Here is a 25,336-nt window from a genome sequence, read left to right as displayed (position 1 = left end):
AAAACACGCATTTCCTTTCAGAAAAGGAAAGAACCCCCTTAAATCAATATAAGCAGTTACCCTACACTACCCGTTCCCCCCCATCAATGTCGATGGGGCTGGCTTGGATCTGGTGGCCCAGGCTCCCCGGGGACGCAGACCTCCGGAAGAGTCTTGGACGCCTTTCACACGCGATGCGCAACTCTGAAAATACCGGCGGCGATCAAGGCATTTTGCGACGGCAACGCCCCCCAAACAATACGATTAGGCCCAGAAGCAATAGGGCCATGCGCCCGGGTTCTGGCACACTTGTCACCACCAGGATGCCGGCGCTGTTAAACAGGCTGGTGTCCCAACGATAATCAGGTCCCAAGTTGGGGAGATCAAGCGCCCCCAACAAACCACCGAAACGAACTTCTCCACCCGTGTTTACGGTCAAAGAAGCACCAACCCAGTCAATAAGGTTGAATACATCACCCGCGACAGGGTTGTAGCCGTTGTCCACAATGATAAACTTGGTGTTGGCGTCCACTGTAAGCGTTCCGTTGATCTCAACGTGGTCGTGCTGATTGGTCAATACGATGTCATTAAGAGTAGTGGCATACTTGGCAGGGATGGCTGCAATTGCGGCCGTGTCCTTGATATGGAGCACTTCCGGGGCGTTGAAGGTGGCGTGCGAAATCTGGAAGTAGATGTTCGCCGTGCTGCCGAAGGCCGTGTTGCCGTTGAACGTCAGGGTCCCGTTCCCCTCGCCGCCGAAGTCGCCCGGCTTCAAGTTCCCGTTGACCTGATGGGTGACCGAAGCGCCCCCCTGAACCACGCCAGTACCGGCCAATGTTGCCCCGGCGTTGACCAGGGTGCCCTTGGTGTTGTAGTCCGCACCCGTGTCGCCGAAGCCGTTGCGACCCACTTGGAGCGTACCCTGGGCCACGGTGGTGAGTCCTGTATAGTTGTTGTTCAGAGTCAATGTGGCCCAGCCGAGGCCGTCCTTGACAAGATTCAGTGAGGATGAGGTGGTGCCGCTGTCAGGTTGAATGAAGTGGCTGGCCGTGGTTCCGTCCTGGAAGTAAGCATCCCAAAGCACTTCCACCTCTGCTGGGGTGGTTTGCTTGATGGTCAGCGTACCTTCCGTGGCCGCAGCGTTCTCAATGAATTCACTGCTGCCAGTGGAACCTTGCGGCTGCCCACTGCCCCCTTGGGTGATCAGACCACCAATGGTAACATTGTTGCCTGCCACCTGGAGACGAGAGTTGAAGTTCATCGTTACCTCGTTCTTCTCCGTCAGCGCCTTGTCGTGCCCCAACCGCAAGATGGTAGTCTCATTGTAAAAGTAGGAAGCATTGGTAGCCACCACCACGTCTCCACTCCAGCCCGAGTTGTCGTTGTTGAAGTTGAAGTAGCCGAAGCTCTGACCACCGTTGGTGTTTGTATCGTTTTCAACACCGCTGGTATTGTCAAAGCGCAGCACCAGGTTGCCGGAACGGTTGTTCACCAGGTCGTCTTTGAACTGTCCATTGAAGTGAATCCAGTCGAATTTGCCTCCTGTGGGAATCGTGCTGTCCTCGATGTACAGGGCAAGATGGTCCCCCATGGTGATATCACCGTTCAGGTAGTGATCCTGACCGTTGGCAGCGGGCAACGTCAGCCCCAACCGCTTGGTTTGGAGCGGATTGTAGATGACGTTGATGTCGTTTTCGAGGGTCAGCGCAATGGGCAGACCTGTCTCATTGTGCAGGCTCAACCAGGCAAGCCCGGTATGCTCTGCAGAGCCCAAGGTGATGGCACCCGTGCCACTTCCGAGCGGTTTCCCTTGGCTTCCCGCAAGCAGCTTACCTTGCAGAATTGAGACGCTCCCCGTCCAGTCAGGGCTGTTTTCGCGCAACTGAAGTTCCCCAAGACCAGTCTTGATGAGGTTGCCCGAGCCCGTCAGATAGCCACCGTCGTTGTTCCAACGCATCACGTGACCTGTGGTAATATCCACGGTTACAGCACCCTCGAGGTCGATGACCCCATCAAGATGGATGATGTGAGCATTGGCCCCCGCACGCTGCATGGAGATCACGTTGTTGCCATCAAAGCGGAAATTCTCACGCATCTGATAGACATGGCTGGCGGTCTGGAGGTCACCCATGCGGAATTCCAAGTTTGTCCCCTGGCGGAAAATGGTGGCATCGAGCCACGATCTGTTCGTTCCGAACATGTTTGTCACCACAATGGTGTTCGCAGCGGTGCCAGAGTTCGAGCGGGCGCCGCTGACTCGCAGAGTGCCCTCCCGAATGTCCAGAAGCCCGCCGAAGCCCACATTGGCGTCAGTAAGGTCTTGAATCAGCAGAGTACCCGCACCCTTCTTGATGATGTCGTTGCCACCAAAAGCGGCCCCGGCACCGGTCATCAGGTTGGTCGTGTTGACATCCGTGAACACCTCCCCCTGTATGCCGAGGACGGCATCGGAGTTGGCCACGTCGATCACCCCACCGTTGCCACCCACCTGGATCTGGCGCTGTTCATCCAGGATGGTGGTGCCGGTGCCGGTCCAGCGGAAGGTACCACCATTGAGGAAGAGAAGGTTTGTGACTGAAGCAATGTCCACCAAGCCCAGCTGGTTTTCATTGCTCACTTCCAGAATTCCCCCGTTCAGATAGAAGGCGCGTTGCTGATTGCCGCCGGCTGCGGTGAGACGGACCGTGCCAGGAGTGAGAGTGGGCGAGGCACCCAGCACCTCATTGATGGTGGTTTGCACCCCGTTGATGACCACACTGGTCAGGTTGGCATCCCCCAGAGTCGAACCGATCGTCAAAATCCCCGACCCGTACTGATGGATGATCAATTCCCCATTGGTCATCATGCCGCTGCTCGCGACAGCTGAGGTCGTGAGCACACCACCTGTGATGGTCTTGTTGAACGACCCCACCTCCGAGCTCACCAAGATGCCCCCGCCGGACACGGTTAGAGTATTGCTCCCCAGGTTCACGAGGCTCTCGGTACTGGCGTCAAAATGCAGCGTGTTGATGGCAAGATTCGCCCCCAAGATGCCGGTGAAGCCAGCGCCTCCATTTTCACTGACATCCATGCCTGCCCCCCAGGCCGCAACGTTGTTCACGTTGTGTCCGGGATTACGGTTGATGGCCTTGACCTTGTTCGCTACGACATCCGTGGCATCTACCATGGCAAAGTCCAAGGCGGTGTGAATGCTTGTCCCGTAAGTCGCCCAACCAAAGGTGACATTCCGGGGCACGTTGGCACCGGCCAAGGTGATGTTGACCGTTCCTGCTCCTGTTCCCACAAATCCAACCGTGCCACCCACGTTGCGGGTAATCGTCCGGTTCGGCTGAGCCAAGCCGAAAGCATCGGCTCCGATGTTGATGTTGAGAGCACGCCCTGCGGCAGCCTCACCCACGATCTGAGAGCCACCACTGAACACGCTGAAGGTGTTTTGTGAGGTGCTGCCCGTACCTGCGGCACGCTGGAAATTCTGAGTGGTGTCCGCCGTAGCGTTGCCAACAAGGTGCAATGTGCCACCACCCAGTTTCAGGATGGCGGTGTTGTCATTCATCACCGTGTTGTTGGTCCGGTAGTCATAGATCATCGTGCCACCAAAGATACCGACGTCATTGATGTTCCCCCCGCCCAAGGTGCTGCCAAGCATCCGCACCGTGCCCCGCCCGATCTTGCTCATGAAATCCGCAGCCCCGCCCCCAGTGGTAATCTGGAACTTGACCTGCACCTCGCCGCCCATAGAGGCGTGAAAAGCCACAAGACGCTCGGTATCGAACCGTCCGGCGCCATTACCAAAGGTGACCACACCGTTCTCGTTTTCGCCGCCGATGATGGTCAGGCCATTGGCATTGTTGTTGATCTGCTGCCAGTTGAGCTGGCCGCTGGCAGCGAAGCTTTGACCTGCCTTGGTCAGGAGCAGTGCCCCAACACCGCCGTCAGCGCCATTGCCGAGACGGATGCCCACGTTGCCGGAAGGGAGATTGGTGCTCGTGATGCCCATCTTGGCAACAGTATCTGCAGCATAGAAGTCCCCGTCACCCATGTAGCGCAGCCATCCGCGATTCATCGTGAGCCTACCCACTGCCGCCCATGACTCATAGGTTTCGTAGATCGCCTCGTTGCTGCTTGGGTTGAACGTCACTGCCAGCGCCTGATTCTCGTTGGTCCGAACGCCGGCAATGGTCGTCTGGGTGGACACGGTGTCCGCAATTGAAACCGCCTGTCCCCCGACATACCGGTCACCGATTGCCTTCTTCAGCAGAATCCAGCCGTCGCCGTTTGCGGTATCAGCCGAGTTAAAAGTGACGACGCGGGGATTGGAATCGAGCGAGGTCGCAAGGCCGTCTTCAAGGACCAGTGTGCTGCCGCCGGCGATGCTGCCGTTGAGGATCAGCGTATCCTGGGAGTTGGTCTGAATGACTGGCGTGTTCACGACCATGCCGGCATTGTCGACGTTGTCGATGATGATGTTACCTGTCCAGGAGTTCACTGAAGTATCCGAGCGGAGCACAATGGCACTCTGGTTGATCACCCCCACATACAGATCCTCGCGAGCGTTCGCAGAGCCAATGTTGCTTCCGTTGCCTTGAAGGATCTGTCCCCAACCCGTGACGATGTTGCCATTCGGACCCGCAGTGCCATCAAAGGCACCAGCGTTCCCTGCACCCAATGCCTCACCGTTTCTGATGTAAAGATTGCCGTTGGTGACGGTGGTTAGTCCGGAGAACGTGTTCCGCCCGTCCAAACGCAGTTCCGTCGTGCCTGACTTGGTGAGACCACCCGTCCCTGCAATCGTGGAGCGCACTTCAAGTCGGTTGTCTCCGCGAATTCCGCCAAAGTCGGTGGCATAGCCACCGCCCACTACATGGAAGATGGCCTCCTTGCTGCCGAACTGCAAGGTCCCACCCAAGATGACTTGCTGCTGACCGTTTACGAGGCCGCCTTCAGACCAAGAGGCACCCATGACCATCCCTGACGCAATGTTGAGAACAACATTGTCATCCAGGAACAGGCTGATGGAGGAGTCCTGAACCTCCACCTGCCGGGTACCAGGCAGGGAAGTCGCGTTGTTGCCCAGGTTGTCATTGAGATTGCCCAGACGCAGCGTGTTGATCTTCATCGAATCCCGCTGGTAGAAGGAAATCTCACTGATGTTTACGTTGCCCCCGGTCACAAAAGCGTTCTGGGAGTATTCACTGTCGTCGAGCGGCCGGAGATACGTCTGACCCGAGATGGTCTCGGTCGTCATGAAGTCTCTGGCTGCACGCCAGAACATGAGCCGCTGCTGCCCCAGTGCATCCTGCGTGCCAGAGAAGCGGTAGGCATGGTCCTGGGGAATCATGGCAATGCCGCCGAAGAGCCCCTGCACAACATGACGAGTCACTCCAGATGCGCTGCCGGTTAGCAACGAAGCAATTGAAGTACCACCATCCAGCAACTGGAGCCGGACGCTATCACCCGTGGTTCCCCCGAACCTCGCCTCCGAATCATAGACGCGGAATTCGAGCACGGAACCCACATTGCGAGTGATGCTTTGAATACCAATATTGTGAGTGACGTTGGCTCCACTCTGAAGATCAAAATCAATGTAGCTCGCGGTGCGCCCGGTGGCGGTGTTCTCGCCAATGACGACGTTCCCGATGTTCTCAGAGTTGGCGGTCGCCCCCAGGTCGAAGACCAAGTAACCATTGCGCATGACCAACTGGCCGTTGTTGTTCAAACGGTCATTGTTGTTGGCATTCACGATGCCCAGCTTGTCGTTATAGCTGCTGTTGTTGACGAGGCGGAGCACCCCGCCCCGCTCCAGCACCATCCGGCTGGCGTTGTTGAAGGTCCCTGCACCAGCAAGGGCCACGCCAATCATCTGCATGGCCCCCTGGTTGCCGTATTTCGGATCCAGGTAGAAATCATTGTTGGAGAACCGGTTGACCACGGCGTCTCCAGTGAAGGAGGTGTCCTTCGTAAAGATCAACTCACGGGTGCCCAGCTTGGTGAACCCACCTGTGCCCGTCACGTCTGCATCAATGATCAGCGCGGAGAACGGATTGCGGTAGACACCAGCCTCGACGTTGGTGCCGCCACCACCACCTTCAATTACAAAGAGCGAGTCGGTCCCGTTGGCAGCCCCAGTCAAAGTCATGGTGCCAGCCAGTGTCGTATAGACGTAGGGCAGCGTATCTGAGTTGAGCGAGATGATGCCGCGTCCGAAATTAATCGGTGTGGTATGGACCACGCCATGCTGTCTGTAGAAGTCCAGACGGGGAATGGCCATGACGTTCTGAACTCCAGATGCCGCATCATTCGTGGGAGTGCCCGCGTAGTTCAGATTCACCACGCCTACGTTTGCCGCCAACATGGCTCCCAATCCGCTTCCAACTGAGGAGGTGGGGTTGGTGGTGCTGCCCACCTCATTGCGGATGGGTATGAAGGGCGCATTGGTTTCCAGTCGAAGCGTGCCTTCACGGATGTTGAGGGCCGCGAGTTCGGTAAAGGCCGTTTCGCGGAAGACCAGTTCATTGGTGCCCACCTTGCTCAGGGCAAAGTTGTTGCCGTCCACCTGAGGCTGCTGGGCAGAGATCAGGCTGGAGGAGTCTGTGTCGTAGGTCGCCAAGTCGATACGGCTGTTGCCGCCCACCGTGGCATTTGCACCCAACTCCAGGAAGGCAAGGGTGGCTGTGCCGGAGGTGTTGATCAAGGCACCTGTGTTGGCAGTGGCACCGCTTGCAAGGCCAGTGCCGCTGATACGGACGATCTCACGCTGCGGGGATGAGAGATCCGCCCAGTTCAAGTCAGCGTTGTTGAGGTTGATGCGGCCATTCTGGAGAATGATCGTCTCGTTGTTGACGCCTACTGCGCCAAGGTTGCGCTGCTGACCATCACCACCCAGCTGGAGTGTTCCTTCACTGACAACAATCTGGCCCGACAAGGTGGCTGCACCATCCACCCAGTTGACACTTGAAAGCACCAACGTGCCGTTGCCGGACTTGGTGAACCCTTTGGCACCCTGAATCACACCCGAGATGGTCAAGCTCTGCGCACTGTCAACGACCACCGACATGCCCGCCGTGGTCGCGTTGTTGAACTCCATTTTTCCACTGAACGTGGCAGTGGTGTTGGTGAGCACGGCCGAAATCACAGCCGACCGCGCGGCTAGAACCGCGCCTTCATTGAAGACAATGCGGGTATTGAACGTCTGCCCTGACCCTGAAGCTTCCAATGTGCCCCCATCGTTGACAGTGACCATGGACCGCTGATCGCCCAGCGCAGTGTTCTGTCCACGAACCCGAAGGATGCCTCCGTCAATGGTGATACGACCCAACCAGCTGGAATTAGCATCATCCAGCAGGAAAGTCTGCGTGTTGGTGTCAGCAAGAATGATGTGCCCATTCCCCGAAATCGTCTGGAAGTTGTATTCCGTCGCCTTCGTGGTGTTGAGAATCAACGTGGTCCCATCCCCCATGATCACTGGATTGAAGGTGCTGCCGCCAGCACCGAGAGAGCCGCTACTGCCCCCATTGCCGACCTGCAATGTGCCTTCAGAGATGTTGATCGTCCCGCGGAACGTATTGTCCTGGGTAAGGATCACTTTGCCTGCACCAGTCTTCGTGAGCCCCTGCGTATTCGCACTGCCGGCCGTGATGTTTTCACCCAGCACAACATTAATGGTCAAGTCACTGGCACTGTGCTGGTGAATGACAAGGTCATGGCTGTTCGCAGCAGTCGCTTGCGTCCCATGACGAAGCACCACGGCACTTCCCCCTTCAATGGTGACCGCACCTGAGGCCGCTGTCATGAGAATGCCGCCGCTTTGCAGGAAGTTGTTGGCGCCACTCATGTTGAGTACACCACCGGAGACCGCATTGAATCGGATCGTATTGGTGGTGAAGTCGGTCGCCGCCGCGGCGAAGCTCACGACATTGGTATTGAAGGTGGGAACGTAGGCGTCGTTGTTGTACGCCACCAGACCTGTGATCAGTGTGTCTGCTGCTCCGCTATTGACGGATACGGCCCAGGTATTGCGCCCCACGGTGGCCCATCCGCCAAGAATGCCGTTGGTGTTGTTGGTGTCGGTCGTCGCGATGTTGTCCTCGCCAAAGTCCAAAGTGCCGCCCACGCTGCGGGTGATGACGTTGAGAGCGATCCGTGCAGTTCCTGAACTGCGGATGATTCTGCTGGCCCCGTTATTGATCGCAGTGGCGCTTACAATCTCCGTGTGAGAGCCGCCGGCAAGTTCAAGCACGCCCCCCTGTCCCCATACCTGATGGGTGATCGCGTTGTTGTACTCTGCCATTCCATTTAGCGTGGCAAGACCGGTACCGCCGAGCGTCAGCGAAGTGCCGTCAGCGAGCTTGCTATTGTTGTTGGCACCGTAGTTCAAGCGAAGTGTGCCTCCCAAGAGGCTGGTGGCTCCAGAGTAAGTATTCGATCCGGAGAGCACGACCGTACCCATGTCATATTTGTTGAAGGCGCGGCCGTTGGTGTCGCTGCTCACGATTCCGCTGATCTCCAGGGTCGAACCAGCTCTGGCATAAATGCGAGCGTTCTGGTTCATCACCACATTGCCAGCCCAGATGTTGGAGCTCGCTCCTCCGGAACCGAGTGACCCGCCGTCACCCGTGATAGTGAGAGCCTCTCCGGTGATCGTGATGTTGTTCTGAAGTTCGATACCAATTCCCGATGCACCAGAGACAGTCGTACCGCCTGCAGAAGTTCCCAACGCAAGATTATGGCGCAGGATGAGCTTGCCGTTGGTCACGCTGGTGACCCCAGTGTAGGTGTTCGCACCGGCCAGGATCCATGTCCCCCCCTCGACCTTGCGGAAGGAGGTGGCACCGCCAGCCCCATCCCCAATGATGGGAGTGAACGTGTTGTTGGAGATGTTCGTGCCGCGGAGCGTGAGCGTTCTTGCACCACTACCAGTGTACTCGATCGCAGCGGTGTTCGTGAAATTGAGTGTGCCGTTGGAAATACCGTGAACAATCCCTGCACTGTTCCAGATGCCAGTGGCATCCGTGCCAGTACCCGCAACTCCCAGGCGGAACAGTCGGTTGGTATTGGTCACGTTCGCCGTGCCCTGATAGAGAAGTCCGCTGTTGCTGGAGTTCGTGCTTCCACCGTTGAGGACAAGGCTCGCCGCGTTCGTCGTGTTGCTGGTGGAGTCACCCTTCCCGATACCGCTGGCAGTGCCAACATCAGCCAGATAGGCGGTGTGCCACTGGGAGCTAACGATGGTCGTCGCGCCTGTGTAGTCACTCAGGAACTGAGAGTAGTTGGCCAGCCCTTGGAGACCGCTGCTGGCGTTTTCCACATTGTTCAGACCAAAAGCATTGGCATTTCCGGAAGAGCCAAGCGTCACCCCACCCGTTCCAGTGATCTTGCCCTGAAAGCTTTGGGCCGTCGTGTTACCGAGAATCGTGAGGGTGTTGCCGTTGAGATTCACGATGCCACCACGGGCACCTAGAAGCATCCCGATCGACTCATTGGAGAGCAGTTCCAAAGTGGCAGGAGCTGCCACAGGATTCCCGTTTTCATCAAAAGGCACGAGGCCGTTCGCAACGTTCACTGTGCGGGTGTCACCAATCGCCTGTGAACCCTGCACCTGAAGGATGCCGGCGTTGATGGTGAAACTCCCGTCAATCGTGTTCGCCCCGCTGAGGCGCCAAGTGGCACGCCCGTCTTTGGTCAGCGATTGCGCCGCTGTACCGGTGTCCACCAGATTGCCCGCGATGATATTGATAACGCCCGGAGCGGAAGTCCCGCCCAGTGCAATGGTGCGGTTGTTGTTGTTCGTGATACTGACCGAATTGAACACGACAGCGGCCGTGCCGTTCGCGTTGATGCGGGCAGTACCAGTTGTTCCATTGAAATTCAGATTCTTGGCAAACGTCCCCGTGGAGGTTCCCATCCACTCCAGAGTAGCCGTGTTGCCACCGCTACCCAGCCGGATTTCGTTTCCGGCGGCCCCCGTGGCCGCCACGCTGGTGATGCCGAGGAAGCCGTTGTTGATTTCCAGGTTGCCAGAGAAGGTGTTGGTTCCGGACAGAATCCACCGGCCAGTGCTCTCCTTGCGCACGATCATGCCCCCAGTTCCCGCACCCTGAAGAATGTTTCCGGAGAGGGTGTTGTTGGCTTCGCTGTTCCCCGTGAGTTGGAACACCCGCGCCGTGGTGCCGGCGTCATTCGTCACATCTCCCGAAAGCAACAACTGCTTGCCAAATGCGCCAATCTCGCGCACCCCACCCGCACTGTGCGTGGCAGTGCCGGTGATGAGGAATCCGCGGTTCGAAGAATTCACCGTCGAGTTGTGAATCGCAAGGAACGCGCGAATTTGGGGATCCGTCGAGGTGGCCGTGCCGTCGTCTCCCATGACGATGGTTCCGCCTGATCCCAGGGAGCTGTTCACCCCTGCATCAGCGATGTTCAAGACTTCAATGCCACCCACACGAATGACAACCTGCCCACTGAAACTGTTGTTGGTGCTGGCAAGTACGATGGAGGGGGAGGTTTCGTTGTTTCCGCCATTGCGGCCAATCTTGACCAATCCACCGCTTCCAGAAATGTCCCCTGCGAGGAAGGAGATGCGGTTCACGCCAGCGCCATTGTTGAGGGACAAGGTCGTGTTCAGCACCATGGAGGAGCCCTTCATCATCCCAACAGACCCGATGGTTTCCCCGCCAGCAGAGTTGATCTGCAGCGTGGCACCGTTCATCAGGTAGATGTACCCGTCGTTGGACCAGGCATTCCCACCGGAGTTGTTCAAGTTGATGGTACCGTTGTAAGCATAGAGACCCGCGAGGTTGTCCCGGTTGTTGGAGTAGGTATGACCACCGCTCGTGATGTGGAGCGTACCAGTACTGCGCCAGGCAAACACTGCCCCTGTACCTTGCAGCAGGCCTCCCGTTGCCCCCCCAAGGTAGGTGTCGGCGGTACCAGTGAGTTCCAAAACGCCGCCGCTCATGTTGATTTCACCGGCAAACGGGTTTGTAGAAGTCCCGATGCCATTGGTAAACCGAAGCGTGCCGGAATCGATGTTGATCGTCCCCAGGTTGCCACCGGCACCGCCCGAAGTGGTAATCGTGCCGTTGATCTGGACTACGCCTGAACCACGTTTGACCAGATAGGCATCCCTTCCTGTACCAACGGCGAGCACGAAACTTGCGTCGGTATTGAGGAGGTTGGTCTGCGTGCCAAACCTGAAGTGAGAATCCAGACCGGATCCCACAGACGTGACGGTGACAGTCTTCCCAGAGGCCGTATTGAGAGAGTCGTCGAAGCCGAAGTTGCCGATTTGTACAAGAGCCCGATCCACCGAAGGGTTGCCGACAGCTATGTTCCCGGTTGAGGTACTGCCCCCGGTCAGCAAGACAGACCCAGGGCGGCTGAAAATCAGGTCCCCTGTCCCAGTGATAGCATTGTCGAGAATAATGACGGTGTCATTGCGGAGGAACTCCAGCGTTCCATTGTTCACAATGCTGCCGTATCCCAAGCTCCCCAGGTTGTTGTTGTTGCCCAAGCGGACGGTATGCCCGGTTCCGATGGTGGTGTCCCCCCATGCGTTCGCAAATACCGCAGCCTGAGAGAGCTGGGTCACTCCCCCAGCGCCCTGAAAGGCGAGGTCGGCAAATGTGTGATCGCTTTCCACCAGACCATAGATCGCATTGTCATTGGTGCCACTGAAGGTGAGGGTCAGACCGGATCCGACGTCGATGGTGCTGTCTTTCGTCACCTGAAGGATGCCATTAAATGTGTGACTGGCGTCACGGGCCTCGAATGTTGCCCCCTCAAGTGCGATCACCTTGTTAGCCGCCAGAGTGATGGGTCCACCTCCAAAACGCAGCCTTGCCCCTTGCTCGACGAAGACCCCGCCTGAAGTGGTATTGGCCGCCCCCAGAGCGTTGCTAGACCTCGCTTCCAGCGTGCCTTGTAGCACACTTATCTTGCCGGTGTAGGCCAAACTGTCGGCCGCAAGTACCAAAGTTCCCGCAGCATTATTCTGGCGGAGCCAACCCAATGAGAATAGGGGCAGACTGGAGTTAAGCGCACCGTTTGAAGTCCTGCTATCCAACACCGAGTTAATCTGCAGTGTGCTACTGAGATTGAACTCCAAAATACCTTGGAGAATGATGCTGCCCGAGGTCAACCGGCCATTGGTCCCACCATCCCCGACCACCATCAACCCTTCAAAGATTCGAGTGTTACCCGACGCAGTATTGTTTTGGGTGATGATCGCCGTGCCCCGTCCCACCTTGGTCAAGCCTGTGGGATTCGGAGCATTCGTGATGATGCTGTCTAGCACAAATGCCCCTTGTCGGTTGTGTTGATGGATGATGATCTCTTGCGCATCGAGGTTGGAGGCAGTCAAAGTTCCTCCAGTGATGGTCGAAGTGCCTGCCCCAACCCCTTCTGTGATCAGAATCCCTCCGCTCTGAAGCAGAATCGAGCCTCCCACACCAACAGTTATGGTGTTGTTCCAACCGGAATTGAACCGAATCGTATTCGCCACGACCGTCGAGACACCGAAACTGGTGGTGACATCCACATGTGAATTGGAACCACCAAATACATTTGCAGAGTACCCTGAATTCGCCAGACCCACGATCACACCATCCGGGCCCCCAGTCTGATTCAGCGCCCAGGTTGAATTGTCAGCTATAGCCCACCCGCCGAGGATTCCAGCAGAGGTATTGGCTGTATCCGTGGTGGCAGCTCCGAAGTGAACATTTAATGTGGCACCCGTATTGACGGTCCGGAGAAGGCTGTTCAATTGAAAAGTACCGGTACCCCCCATGTGCTGGTAGATGTAGTTCGATCCGCTAGTTAGGTCGGTGTCATCACCACGAACTTCCAGGCCGGTTGCGCCCAAGCCCATAACAATACTGCTCCCTCCAAGCACCAAGGTCCCTGCCGACGCATTGACAGCAGTATCGGCCAGTATGTTGGCACCATTGAGCACCAACTTGGCGCTGTTCTGCAACGTTGTGATTCCAAGATATGTCTGGCTGTTGCTCAACGTCAAAGTGCCGCCAAGCAACGACAGAGCACTGTCTCCAGATCCTGAAATCACACCGCTAAAAGTCGTATTGCCGTTGTCGGAAAGGATCAATGTTCTCGCAGTCCCAAGGTTGAGATTGACACTGCCACCTCCACTAAGGGACCCGATCGCTTCTGTGCTCGACAAGGCCAAAGTGGCTCCATTGGACACACTCACGCGCACAGTGTCGGCTATCGCATTCCCGCCAGAAAGGGTGATAGTCCCTTGATTGATGGCAAGGTCGCCAACAAATGTGTTCGTTGCAGACAAGGTGACATTGCCAAGCCCATTTTTGACCAGTCCGCCCACGTGTTGCGCGCCAGAAACCGCCGCGTTGAAGAGCCCACCCGAACTCTGAGCGATGACTGCCGCAATGGTCCCATTCCCGGAGTTATTGATGGTCAGCTTTCCTGTGCCAGCGCCGTACGCGGAGGCGGAAGTCCCCAAGTTGACCGTCCCCGAAGTGCCTATCAATGTTCCGATTGTTTCGTTCAAGCCGCTTGTTTCAAAAGTGCCAGCCGTCATGTTCAGGGTTGCGGCGTCCGCCAAACCACCTCGCACGTCAGCGCTTGCCACCTCGCCAAATGCCACGGAACGATTGGCGAAGTGCAGGCGGGTGACTCCGGCGTTTGCTGCGTAAGTCATAGCGCTTGTACCTTCCGCGAGGAGGAGCAAGTTGCTTGAACCCTGCTTCTGGAATGTCCCAGTCCCGGTAAACACACCGCCAAAGACATTGGTGACAGTCGCTGCATTGATTGAGAGTGTCGTCCCTGCGGAGAGGTTTACGTTGCCACCAGTGCCACCAATTTCGTTGCCTCCGAGGCTCGCGTCTGTGTTGTTCGTACTTCCCACACCGGACAATCCTGTGGCGCGTCCACCGCCACGGATGGCGGCGATGGTTTCGGTTCCGGTCGTGATGTCAAATGTCGAGCCGGTGGCCCCTCCTTTGTTGCCAAGCACCACTACGGTCGCACCGTCCAGGCGATCCGTCCCCGCAGTGCCCCCGAGCGCCAAGGTCCCGTCATCAACACGCCAAACACCGTCGTTCTTGTCACCAATCGCGCTGTTGGTGATGGTGAACACACCAGTGCCGGTCTTGAAAACCGCTGCCTGTGCGTTATTGCCGACGAACGCGCCGTTGAAGGTCGTGTTCTGGTTGTTACCACCTACGGAGACTGAGGAGATGTTGCCGTTGTTGACCAAGTTGACACGCACCACGCCGGCTCCAGAAGAGGAAAGCCCTCCAAGCACCTCATAGGTGGAGAAGTTGATGGCGGAGTTCGGGCCCACATTGACTGTGAGCGTGTTGTTGACGGCCGACTGGAGGTCAAGCAATGCTACCGAACTCAGGTGGCGATGGGGAAGCGAGGTCGTCCCGATATTCACCGTGAACTCCGTCGTGGAAGCAGCGGATGACGCAATCGTCATTGCACCCTGCTGCGTGGCAAATCCTCCCATGTTTAGGGTGATGGCATTCGCTGCCGCTCCCACACCCGTGTTGGTGATGGTGACGCCGCCTAGTCCGGTGAAGTTGCTGTCCAGGGTATGCGTCACGGGTCCAGCCGTGGTGTAGTTGATGTTCAACACCTCGCCAGCATCCGCAATGTTGATGCTGCTGTTTTTCGCTGCGGTGATCTGCCCCACCGTCTCGTTGGTGCGCACATCCAGTCGTCCACCACGGTTCAATACAATAACAAGGTTGTCCGGAAGGGCATTACCGCTTGCCTGGTCCAGCGCCATGGTGCCTCCAAGAATGGTCAACGGTCCCGTGAAAAGGTTACTGCCCGAGAAGATCTGGGTGCCGGTGCCGATCTTGGTAACGCCACCGGAGCCGCTGATGCCCCCGGAGAAATTCGTATTCGTGTTGTCCGCACCAATTGTCAGCGTGGCTGTTCCAAGAAGGACTGAGCCGCCTCCAGCCAGTGAGCCAACCGTTTCCGTAACACTGTTGAAGTCCAGTGTGGCACCGGTTTCCACAGTGACCGCGGAGTAATCGGAGATCTTGCCCAGGCCCACCACACTGTTGTCCAGTTGGAGTGTGTCCACCTTGACGATAGTGCCCCCCGTGTATCCGTGCCCTGCACCGAAGACCTGTGTGCCAGCACTTCCCTTGGCGTAAGAGCCAGAACCCGTGAGGAGGGCGTTCAGCGCCCCATTGATTGTCAATACAGCGGGGGCCGCGATGTTCACCCGCGCACCGGAAACGGCGTTGATGTTGTTGATCGTATCACTCTTGAGAACGACATAGGACACACTGGCATCCATCAGGTTCACGGATGTCGTGTCGTTCAGCGCTTCCACAAAATTCGATACCAAGCTGCCGCCATTCACAATGATGTTTCCTGCAGCAATGGTGTTGTCGAGCTGAAGAAAGCCGTCATTCACATAAACTGTGCCCGCCACACTGCTGGCGGCACCAAGGATGAGGCGTCCGTCACCAGACTTGATCAGGGAAGCCGCAGCCGTGTTCAGCCCGCTGTTCAAGGTCAACGAGTGGGCTCCCTGCGTGAAAATCACGTACTCGGAGGTGTTGGTAAGGATGTCGGTAAAACCACCTACGCTTGTGGCGGCACTTCCCCCCTGAGAAGTGGAAAGCAACCCGCCAGCGTTGAGAGTCAGCGCCCCTGAACCATCTCCCATGACAGCCACCGCACCGCCGGCGGAAGAATCAAGCACCAGCACATTGGCACCGACTGCACCCAGCGGAGCACTGGAAAACGCGGTCGTCGAAGAGGCTATCCGGACGTTTGTGAGGAGCGTCTCAAAGTTCGTTCCATATTCCGTGGCGAGATTGAGAGAGCGAAGCGACTTGGTTACGGAGTCAAAGGTAAGGAAGCTGTTACCCCGGTCGTTGATTCCCACTGCCCCAGTGACAGACTGCCCCACTGCCCATGGAATGACGCTGATGGTCGTGGTATTGGCGGCACCGCCGCCCCCAACGAGGTAAGAAGTGGGTTCGTTCGTAAAAGTCAACGCGGTCCGCTGGGTGGTGATCCCAATGTTTGGCCCGAGCCCCAAATTGGTGCCGCGGACATTGAACGTGGCACCCGCATTCCGAACGAGACTGTCGGCCGTCAGCCTCAGGAACCCGCCGCCCGTGCTCTCAAGGCGGGCATAGTTGTCCCCTCCGGCCAGAGTGAGGGCTCCAAAGGATTCGCTGATTAGATTGACGTAGTCCGCAGTGTTTGCCGTCTGGTTCCAGTTGTAAACCTGTGAAGCCTGATCCGTGCGCATCCACAGACCGCTCGCCACGCCACCCACCAGTCCACGGGCGTTTTGAAGGCTGATTCCAGCCGTGTCACCGACGCGGTTGACGGGGCGGCTGCCATTGTTGTCAATCAAGAAGGAGCCATTCTTGATGGTGAAAGAACTGGCCCCAGTCAGGTTTTGAACCCCATCTCCGAGGAGGTGGATCAGGCCCGCCATGCTTCCGTCAAGACTGACAGCACCCGTATAGCTGGCCGAGGAAGCACCGTAGTAGCGAAACTGGCCATTGCCTTGGAACGAGAGGTTTCCGCTACCAGTGAGAACACCGCCGTAGTTGGTCACGGCCAGTTGATTCACAGTGATGTTGTTGGAGCCAAACGTGATATGACCACCGACGGCGCCTCCCCCCTGAATGGAACCAATGGTTTCGTTTCCATTGATCTGCAGGGCTGCCGTCGCATCATTGCGGAGGGTGACCATCGAGTAGTCGCCAATGGCCGATCCGCCATCGGCCTGCACCAGACCTTCATTGATGATGGTTTCACCGTAGTAAGCATTTGCACCGCTCAAGATGAGCGTGCCGTCGCCACTCTTCACCACCCGGTTGGAGTCGAGAATCCGTGACGCAACCGTGAGCGTGTTGGCTGTATTGTGCTGGTGGAAGATGAGCTCCAGACCGGCACCGCCATCAATGGTGCCACCAGTGATGGTGCTGGCATTGTTGCCCACGCCACTGCTAACGAGTACGCCACCGCTCGCGACTGTGAGGTTCACGTTGCTGCCAATGGTGATGGTCGAGCCGCCTGCGAAGCCAAATCGAATGCTGTTGACGGAGAGTGAGGATCCCAAGGTGCCCGCATAGACGGCGTTGTTGGAGACGTTGATTCCAGATGTCCAGGTGTTGACTGCGTTATTGGTACTGTAGGTCGCCACCGCAAGATTGGAGCCGCTCAGGCCGGCAAAATCTGTTCCATTCAACGTCAGATACCCACCGAGGATACCATTGACCAGCGTGTTCGTGGTGGACATGTTGACACCCGCCCCGGTAATCGCAACGTCCAGGGTCGCACCCGACTGGGTGCGGGTGATCGCTCCAGCAGCCAGAGTCAACGCACCACCCGCGCCAGTCAGGATGATCCGCGAACCACCCTGATTCAACGTCACGCCCGAGACCGTCTCCGTCACAGCGGTGGAGGCGTGGCCCAAGAGCCGCACCGTGGGATTGGCATAACTGTTGTTGGAATCAGCATTCGTGGAGGCGGTCGGGAAGATGTTTGATCCCAACACCAGCGCTGCAGACGACGACAGTTTCGTTCCTGTCACCGAAGAGAAATTCAAGGCCAACTCACCACCCAGTACCGTGGTACTGCCAGAATAGGTATTGTCCGCGATCATCGTGACCGTACCTGAACCGGCCTTGATGAATGCCCCCGCAGTGGATCCGTTGCCATTGGCGATGACACCAGAGAAGGTCGTGTTGCCCGCACCACCCACAGTCAGGATCCGCGATGTCGAATCGTTGCTCAAGTTCACCGTTCCTGAAAACGTCAACACTCCAGCACCCGTGATATCACTGTTGATGGTGTGGTTGCCCGCGCTGTTCGTAGAAGTTCCCGAGAACGTGATGTTCTGGGCACCGTTGACAAAGTACGAGAAGGGACCTGCTGCTCCGCCAAGGGTAAATGACGTTGCAATGGTGGATCCGCCTACGACCGTGGATTGCAGCCAGCCCCCTTGGGCCTGGAATGCCGCCGTTGTCCCCAACGGGGACAATGCATCGGCCTTGGCAAGCACCAGCGTGCCCCCCGTGTGAATGACACCACCAGTAAAGGTGTTGGCCGTCGCCCCCCCCAGCACCAGCTTGCCAGTCAGCGCCCCGTTGTAGGTGATCGCGCTGTTGGATGTGCTGCCATTGACGATTTGGCCAGTAATCTGTGTCTCACCAAATCCACGAATCGTCAGCCTACGTGCTGTGCCATCGTTCGACAAGTTGACCGTATTGGAGAGGAGAAGCCTCTTGGAAGGGTCAAGGTTGTTGAAAAACGTGTTGTTGTTGCCGTTGTTGGTGAACGCGCCGTTGAAATCAATATCCTGATTTCCAGTCACAGTGCTGGTTACCGCAGAGGTCGTACCACCGATGATCGAGACAGAACTATTGCCGAGGGCATTGGCACCCTTCAAATCGACAGCCGCCTCAAGAATCCCGCCCTGACCGAACTGCAATGCCCCCGTCCCCAAGGGATTCAAGGTGGTGCGATTGAGACGAAGGGTCCCTCCAGAAGTGCCGCTGTTGGTGAGGCCGATGGTGGTGGCCCCGGTAAAGCTGTTGGTGGCCGCACCGTCCATGATCACCACGCCGGTCGCAGTGATTCTGAGCTGATCACCCGCTGCGCCGCCAGCCTCATTGATGATGCCACTGAGTCGGGTGGTGCCCGTTCCGCTAATCGACAAGATACGGGCCGATGCGTCGTTGGACAGAGTCAACGTCGATGAACTGGAAAACACCAGTTCTTTTCCGAAATCGAGCTGGTTCCGAATCTCGTTGTCCCCTGCGCGGTTGGCAGTGAACGTTCCGTTGATGGTGACCCCGCCCGGACCGGTAAAATAGACAATGTTTCCAGGCAGAGTCCAGGACACGGTGCCGGGTGTTGAGAGATCCGTCAGGGCGTGGATGATGCCGTTGTCGTTCATGACAAACGAGCGCGCCACCGTCATGTCACCGAGCGCCGCATTGTTGGCGATCATCAAAGTCCCCTGCTGGTTGGTGAGGGTGCCAGTGAAGGTATTGGCACCACTGAGCAACCAAGTACCAGACCCGTTATGAGTGACTGAGGTGGCTCCGCCAGCAGTATTGTTGGCAATGATCCCTGCAAAAGTGTTGATGTTCGCGCCTATGCCTCCCAACGTCAGCGTACGGGTTCCAGTTGCGCCCGAGAAACCCAGGTTTGACGTGATAACCAACGCCCCGGTCCCTTCAGCCGTGAGCGTCCCGCTGGCAGCCATGACAAACTGCCGATCCGTTATTTCACCTTCACCGATGTAGAAAAGAGTTCCACCATTGAAGCGAACAAAGCCTCCATCTGCCACGCTTGGCCCCGCCCCCAAACTGGATGATGCATCAGCACCACTGCCAATCTTGGAAACAACCAAAGTGCCAGCATCAATGCGGGTGTTCCCCACATAGGTGTTGTTGGAACCAAGAACCAGAGTGCCACTTCCATTCTTGATGAAGGCATCATTCGCGGCCCCAACAAATCCTCCTGAGATCACGCCTGACAGCTTCGCATAGTCCAAAGTCGTGTTGCCGTTGTCATTGACGGTCACCACACGTGCAGCACCCGTTCCCAGATTCAGAGCGTTGACGAAGTCCACCGTTCCTTCGGAAGTGGCACTCTGAAAGATCAACGCAGCATTTCCGGCCAGGAAATTGGCAGTCGTCCCCCAAGTTAACATGCCGCCATCTCCATTGATGTTGACGGTAAGACTGCCATACCAGGCACCGAAGCCACCCGCGTTCGCCCCCCAGCGCAACTGATCAGCCCCTGTTCCCAGAGCCCGGTCAAATACCCCGGTGGTTTCCAACACACCACCAGCAGCGGTTGTGGTTCCATTGAGGAAGAGATTGCTGGCAGTTGGAAGGGTCGTGCCATCCAACGCCCGCAAAGCACCTCCACGAATGATGGTGTCTCCAGAGTAGGAGTTGCCAGCATTGCCCAGAATCCAGAGTCCAGCTTCCTCCTTGGAGAGGCTGGTCTTGTCCGATCCGTTGTCGATCAACTGCAGGCGAATTTCATTATCCCCGGTTGACGCCCCGCCCAGCGTGAGAGTACGAGCACCCGAGTTCAAAAAAGCAATCGGCCCTGGTCCAGAGAAGATCAGTGACCCAGCAAAAGTCGACGAGCCCCCCAAAAGATACGCCCCCGTGTTACTGTTAATTCGTCCGGCAGAGGCCCCTGCGCCCAACGTGAAGCTGCGATCCGTACTTACGGTGGAGCCGATGTAGTTGAGAATCCCCCCATTGAAGACGAGATTAGCAGCCGCATTGCTTGACTGGCCGATGCTGCTTGCCGCGCCACCATCAGCAAGATTGACAACATCCAGGATGCTGGTGGTGCCAGTGCCGCCAATGGTGGTGACGCCAGTGTATGTATGGGCACCTGTAATGCGGATGGTGCCAGTGCCCGTTTTGGACAACCCAAGGTTGCCAGAGATGAGGCCGGTGTACAAACCGGTGGCAGACCCCGTACCGATCGTGAGCACGGCTGACGTGCCAGATCCGTTCGTTACCGTGCCTGCACCATTAAAGGCACCGATCGTCAGCGCGATACCATTGAGATCCACTGTACCCTCCTGCCGCACCGTCAGACCATTTGCCGCCGCTCCAAGCGTGCCCGATCCCGCAAGCCGAACCGTACCCTGGTTGACAAAAGTGGTACCAGTGTAGGCATTGGCACCAGACAATTCCAGGAGCCCCAACCCGCTCTTAACAAGCCCGCCAGTGGTGCCATTGGTCAGCACCGTGGAGATAGCCAGATCGTCCGAAGCTTCATCCACGCGGATCACAAGTGCTCCAGCACCGCCAGTGGTAATCCCCACTCCACCAGAGATGGTTTGGGTGGCCCCCGTCGAGAGGATACCGCCCGAAGTGCCAGCAGCCTGATTCAGGGTCAATGTGCCCGTAACGACAAGGTCTGTGGCATTGTTGGACAACTTGACAGTATTCAGCGTGATCGAGCCCCCGGTGTTTCCATCTGTTGTCACCGAAACGTGGCGATTGGCCGTGAAGGTGTCGGCAGCCGCCGTGGTCGAATCCGTACCGTAGTTTAAAGCACGGATGTGTTCCGAGCCCACAGTGGTGGTATCGTAAAAGGCGTAGTCAGCCCCATTGAAGAACAACATTGCATTGTTGTTGGTGAGCGCAGTTCCTGGAGCCGCAGTGAATGCAATGCGAATCGTCGTGCCAAGTGCACCCCCGCTTGTCGTAAAGTTGCCAGTGGCGCCAATCGTTGGCGCAGTTAGGGAAGCAAAGGTCAACGTCGACGTGCCTCCGTTGTTGATGAGCGCCACAGTGCCTTCACCAGCGGCGAAATTCAGCGCCCCAAGAACCTCCGGAGTACCTGCCGCATTGGCATTGTACTCAAAGCGCCCTCCCGCAGACTGCCCTGGAGAAAGGATGGTGTTTTCAGCGGTCGCAACCGCTCCGAAGGTCAAAGCTGTATTGCCCAGGCCACTGGTTCCCGTCGCATTCGCATTGATTCGCAGCACACCGTTCATGATCTGAGTGGTGCCGGTGTAAGTGTTGTTGCCAGCGAGAACCCAGGTGCCTTTGCCCACTTTCATCACCCCGGTAGCACCACTTGAACTATCGACAATGGTACCATTGATGGTGTTGGCAGCCGTGCTGGTGCCACCGAGCACCAGTGACTTGGCACCAGCCGTCCCGGCGGTGATGTTTCCGTTCAGCACCAACGCACCAGTGCCACTGGCGTCAATTCGGCCGTTGCCCGTGGAGCCGGCAAGGTTGATCACATGGGTGAAGGTGTCTCCCGTGCCCACATAACGCAGCGTCGGAGCAGACGTGCTGGTCGGCGCAGTCGTACCTGTGCCAATGTTGATCGTTCCGGTGCCGAGGATGTTCAACGTATTTACTTCCAGGACGCCACCATTCACTGAGGTGCCACCCGTGATGGACGACGCAAGCAAGGTCCCCGTCATGAACAGGGTGCCATTGCCGGCCTTCACAAGGTTGACCGCTCCGGCTCCACCTTGAACAAGGATCCCGACCCCGCCGCCCCCCGCCTGGACCAGCACATTACCGTTGTTGGTATTGAAGGTGATGGCGCGGGCAGCAGCGTTATTCAAGTTGATGTCACCAGAGAGCGTCAACAGACCCTGCGCATTATTGGTGAAGATCATTGTATCCCCACCTGCAGCAACTACACCACCATTGTCCAGGTTGTCGGCAAACGAAACTCCGTAGCCGTTTCGCCCATTGACTGTAAAGGTGCGACTGTTCATGCTGGAGATTTCTCCAAACGTGAAAATCTGGTTGAGCCCAGTTCCTCCCAAGGCCCTGTCGAGATACAAGGTGCCGCTGTTGTTCGCAAAGTCGATATTGCCCGCGGTGGTGAAGCCCGCATCCGCGTACACCTGAAACGTGCCGTTGTTCATCTCAATGGGTGTTGCGTTGTTGGGTAACGCTGCCACCGAACCAATCCTGATTATGCCGCCCGATGCACGCAGTCTGCCGGTCCACCCAGTCGCAGACGTGGGATTGAAGAGCAACGTGCCCGATTCGTGGATGATGAAGCCACTACCCGTCACTGCACCTCCAAAGGTCTTGTTCCCGCTTCCGCGCAAGACCAGCTGATTACCACCAGTTGCGAAATCGCCCAACGTAAGCATCCCAAAGTTCGAGTAAATTCGACTGGCCCCTCCGAGAGTAATCGCCCCCAACCACGAGTTGTCCCCAACGCTTACAAAACCTCCATTGACTTCAGGATTGACGATTGTTCCAAGGAGGGATCGTTCGCTGGAGAGCGTAAGAAGTTCATTGGCTACGGTTATGTTGCCACCGATTTTCAACTGGCCGCCACTGATGACCACCGTTCCATTCCCGGCACCACCGGCACCGAGGGCATTTGCATGCGTGATCGTCAGAAGCCCTCCGTTGACTAGCGAAGTACCGGTATAGGTGTTGCTTCCAGAGAGAATCAGATTTCCGTTGCCAACCTTGGTTATGGCCGTCACACCGCTGCCGAAGGTGCCGCTGACCGGACCTGAGATCTTGACAGCCCCTCCGTTGATGTTTGCCAGCAAGGAATCAACCAGGGTGACTGGAACGTTGATGAAGTCTGTATTGAACCCCGACTTCTCCAGAGTCGCAGTACCACCCACGCCAAAATGATCGAAGGCGAGAGTTCCCGCAGCCCCTTGTTCCAGAGTGTAGGCTGGTGCCACGGTGCTGAATCCAGCCGTCCCCAAAACGAGCTTGCCAAGGGTAATAGATTGCTCGAGCTCGACAGTCTGGCTGCCAGTGGCCGTGGTAAGGCGGGCGATGGAACCTGGAGAGTTTGGAAAGGGAGCAGGCACCCAGTTGCCATCCATATTCCAGTCGTAGACACCCGCAGCAACCTGGTTCCAGGTGGTGTCGCCGCCGATTGACTTTGCACTCCAAGTCCCAAAACAGACCAACAGGGCAGCGTTCACCGGAACCACCAAGCTGCGACGCATGGCGCGAAGGAGAGGGCTGGAGTATTTCATGACAAACTGGATTAGGGATCTTTGACCATTCGCCGAACAGCAATGGCTAGGCTCAACCGCCCTGGTATAACGAAAAATTGTCGACCGATCTGCTGGATCGATGCCGGCGTTGGAGTGACAATGTCTACACAAGGCAACCCATTCATGCTGAGGAGAAGGCCTTCAGTGTTGAGGCTTGCCAACGGGCGAGGACACGCACATCCCCCATCCCCAAATGATCTCAAGAGACTATTCCCCAATATAAGAATGCCTCCCCTAACCTTGGTCCAAGGCTGAGGCGCAAAGATGTACATGGTATTGCCGCTGTGTCTCAAATTGAGATTTTTGATTTCGTGCGATCAGACAACATGCGGAAACGACGAGCAAGGTAATTTTTTGCTAGCGAGATCAATATTCCAGCATCTTTTCCTACAGTGGTTTTCTGATTTTTAGCAAACCCATACCTTTGTCTCACTAAGCAATATCTTTATGATGGGCCGGAGCGATCGTTTCGCGCGATTCGCTGCTTGCCAAGACTTTGAAAGGCACATCATCTAACCATTGACAATATTTGGGATATCTTTAGTATTGCCCCTAAATTGCCCACGCCGTGTCACCGTCGTCATACCTTATTGCCGTTCCGCTGGGCATTGTTGCCGCAGCAGGTTGGGTAGTCCGGATGCAGGACACCAGTTTCGCGGCTTCTCCGCGCACTGCCCACATCCAGCAGGTGGCGCGACACGCCCCTCTGCCTGACAAGGTCGAATATGCAGAACCCGCAGTTGGAGCAAGAATGGATCATGGGCGCTATGGCTGGGAGCAGACAGACCCCTCAGCAGGCGGCTCGACATTGGGAGACAACATCCAACGTCGTCCATTGGGCTCCAGACAATCGGGCGCGGCAGTCCCCTGGCTGGATCAGACCGGACCAAGCACTGTCAAGGCAACGGGGAAGACACTTGAGAATATCCCTGGATACATTCCCACTCCTGATCAAGACACCTCCGTCTTCCAGACCGTCCCGAGCGATTCTGGATTCCACATCACGGCAGATGAGGCCACCAAGATGGATATCCAGGCCGAGCGGGTGGTGTTCAACGGCAAGGTCAAAATGACCAGCCCGCAGTTCCACCTTTCCGCCACTCAGTTGATAGTGCACCTCGGCAAAGACAAAAAGTCCTTCAAGTTTGCCGAAGCCAAGGGCGAAGTGAATGTCCAGCTCACCGGGGTGCCGGATGACAAAAAGTACCGCGGACAATCGAATTCCGCCATCTACACCCCTTCGCAAGGGACATTGCTGCTCACAGGTTGGCCAAAAATCCAGGGGCAAGGGCAGGAACTCATTGCTGCTGAACAAGGTACCAAGGTCACCCTGTTCCCCAAGACCGGGAAAATGCTGACCGAAGGCCGCGCACAAACCCGCGTCGCCAGACAATTGATGGCCGAAGGGGTACCCCCCAAGGCAACGCCAGTCCAGTAGGCCAGCGATAGCCGACCCATGCCTGAAGGTCAGGCGAGCGAACCATTTTGAAGTCTGCTCAATCCCAGGCCTTCCATTGCGTTACTGCGTGGCCCCTGATGGGCTCATACTGGCCGCGTTTGAAATGATGATTCAGGGCTTGAAGGGCCCAAAGAGTCCAGCCTATAGGGCAATGCCATGAGGGAAAAGTGGAGAGGTCGAGCATCTCCCTTTTGTGAAAGTATTGAGGGCCGAAGGTCTGGCATCATTGCAGCCTTGGGCAACGCCCAAGGCAGGCGCTCGTTTTAGATGTTGAGGGCTGTAGGCCCGACGTCATTCAGGGATGCTCGTCATAGGCAGACTTGATGACACCGGGCCTACAGCCCTCAAGGGTAGTTTGGCCATCTATCCCTGGGGCGTTG

At 57.0% G+C, this 25,336-nt stretch carries 2 protein-coding genes; one reads left to right on the top strand and one right to left on the bottom strand.

Annotated elements, in window-relative coordinates; genetic code table 11:
- Positions 1-202: 202 nt before the first annotated feature.
- Complete coding sequence (locus BV034_RS35920; RefSeq protein ID WP_050026662.1) at positions 203-23,476, bottom strand: autotransporter-associated beta strand repeat-containing protein; 23,274 nt, start codon at positions 23,474-23,476, stop codon at positions 203-205.
- Between the two features lie 658 nt (positions 23,477-24,134).
- Here BV034_RS35920 and BV034_RS10190 point away from each other — a divergent pair.
- Positions 24,135-24,935, top strand: a complete 801-nt coding sequence (locus tag BV034_RS10190) for an LptA/OstA family protein (RefSeq protein ID WP_050026660.1) — start codon at positions 24,135-24,137, stop codon at positions 24,933-24,935.
- Positions 24,936-25,336 lie beyond the last annotated feature (401 nt).

The organism is Verrucomicrobium sp. BvORR034, from assembly GCF_000739635.1.
Lineage (GTDB): Bacteria > Verrucomicrobiota > Verrucomicrobiia > Verrucomicrobiales > Verrucomicrobiaceae > Verrucomicrobium.
Note: the sequence above shows the minus strand (reverse complement) of the source record. Positions and strands in the feature narration are given on the sequence as shown.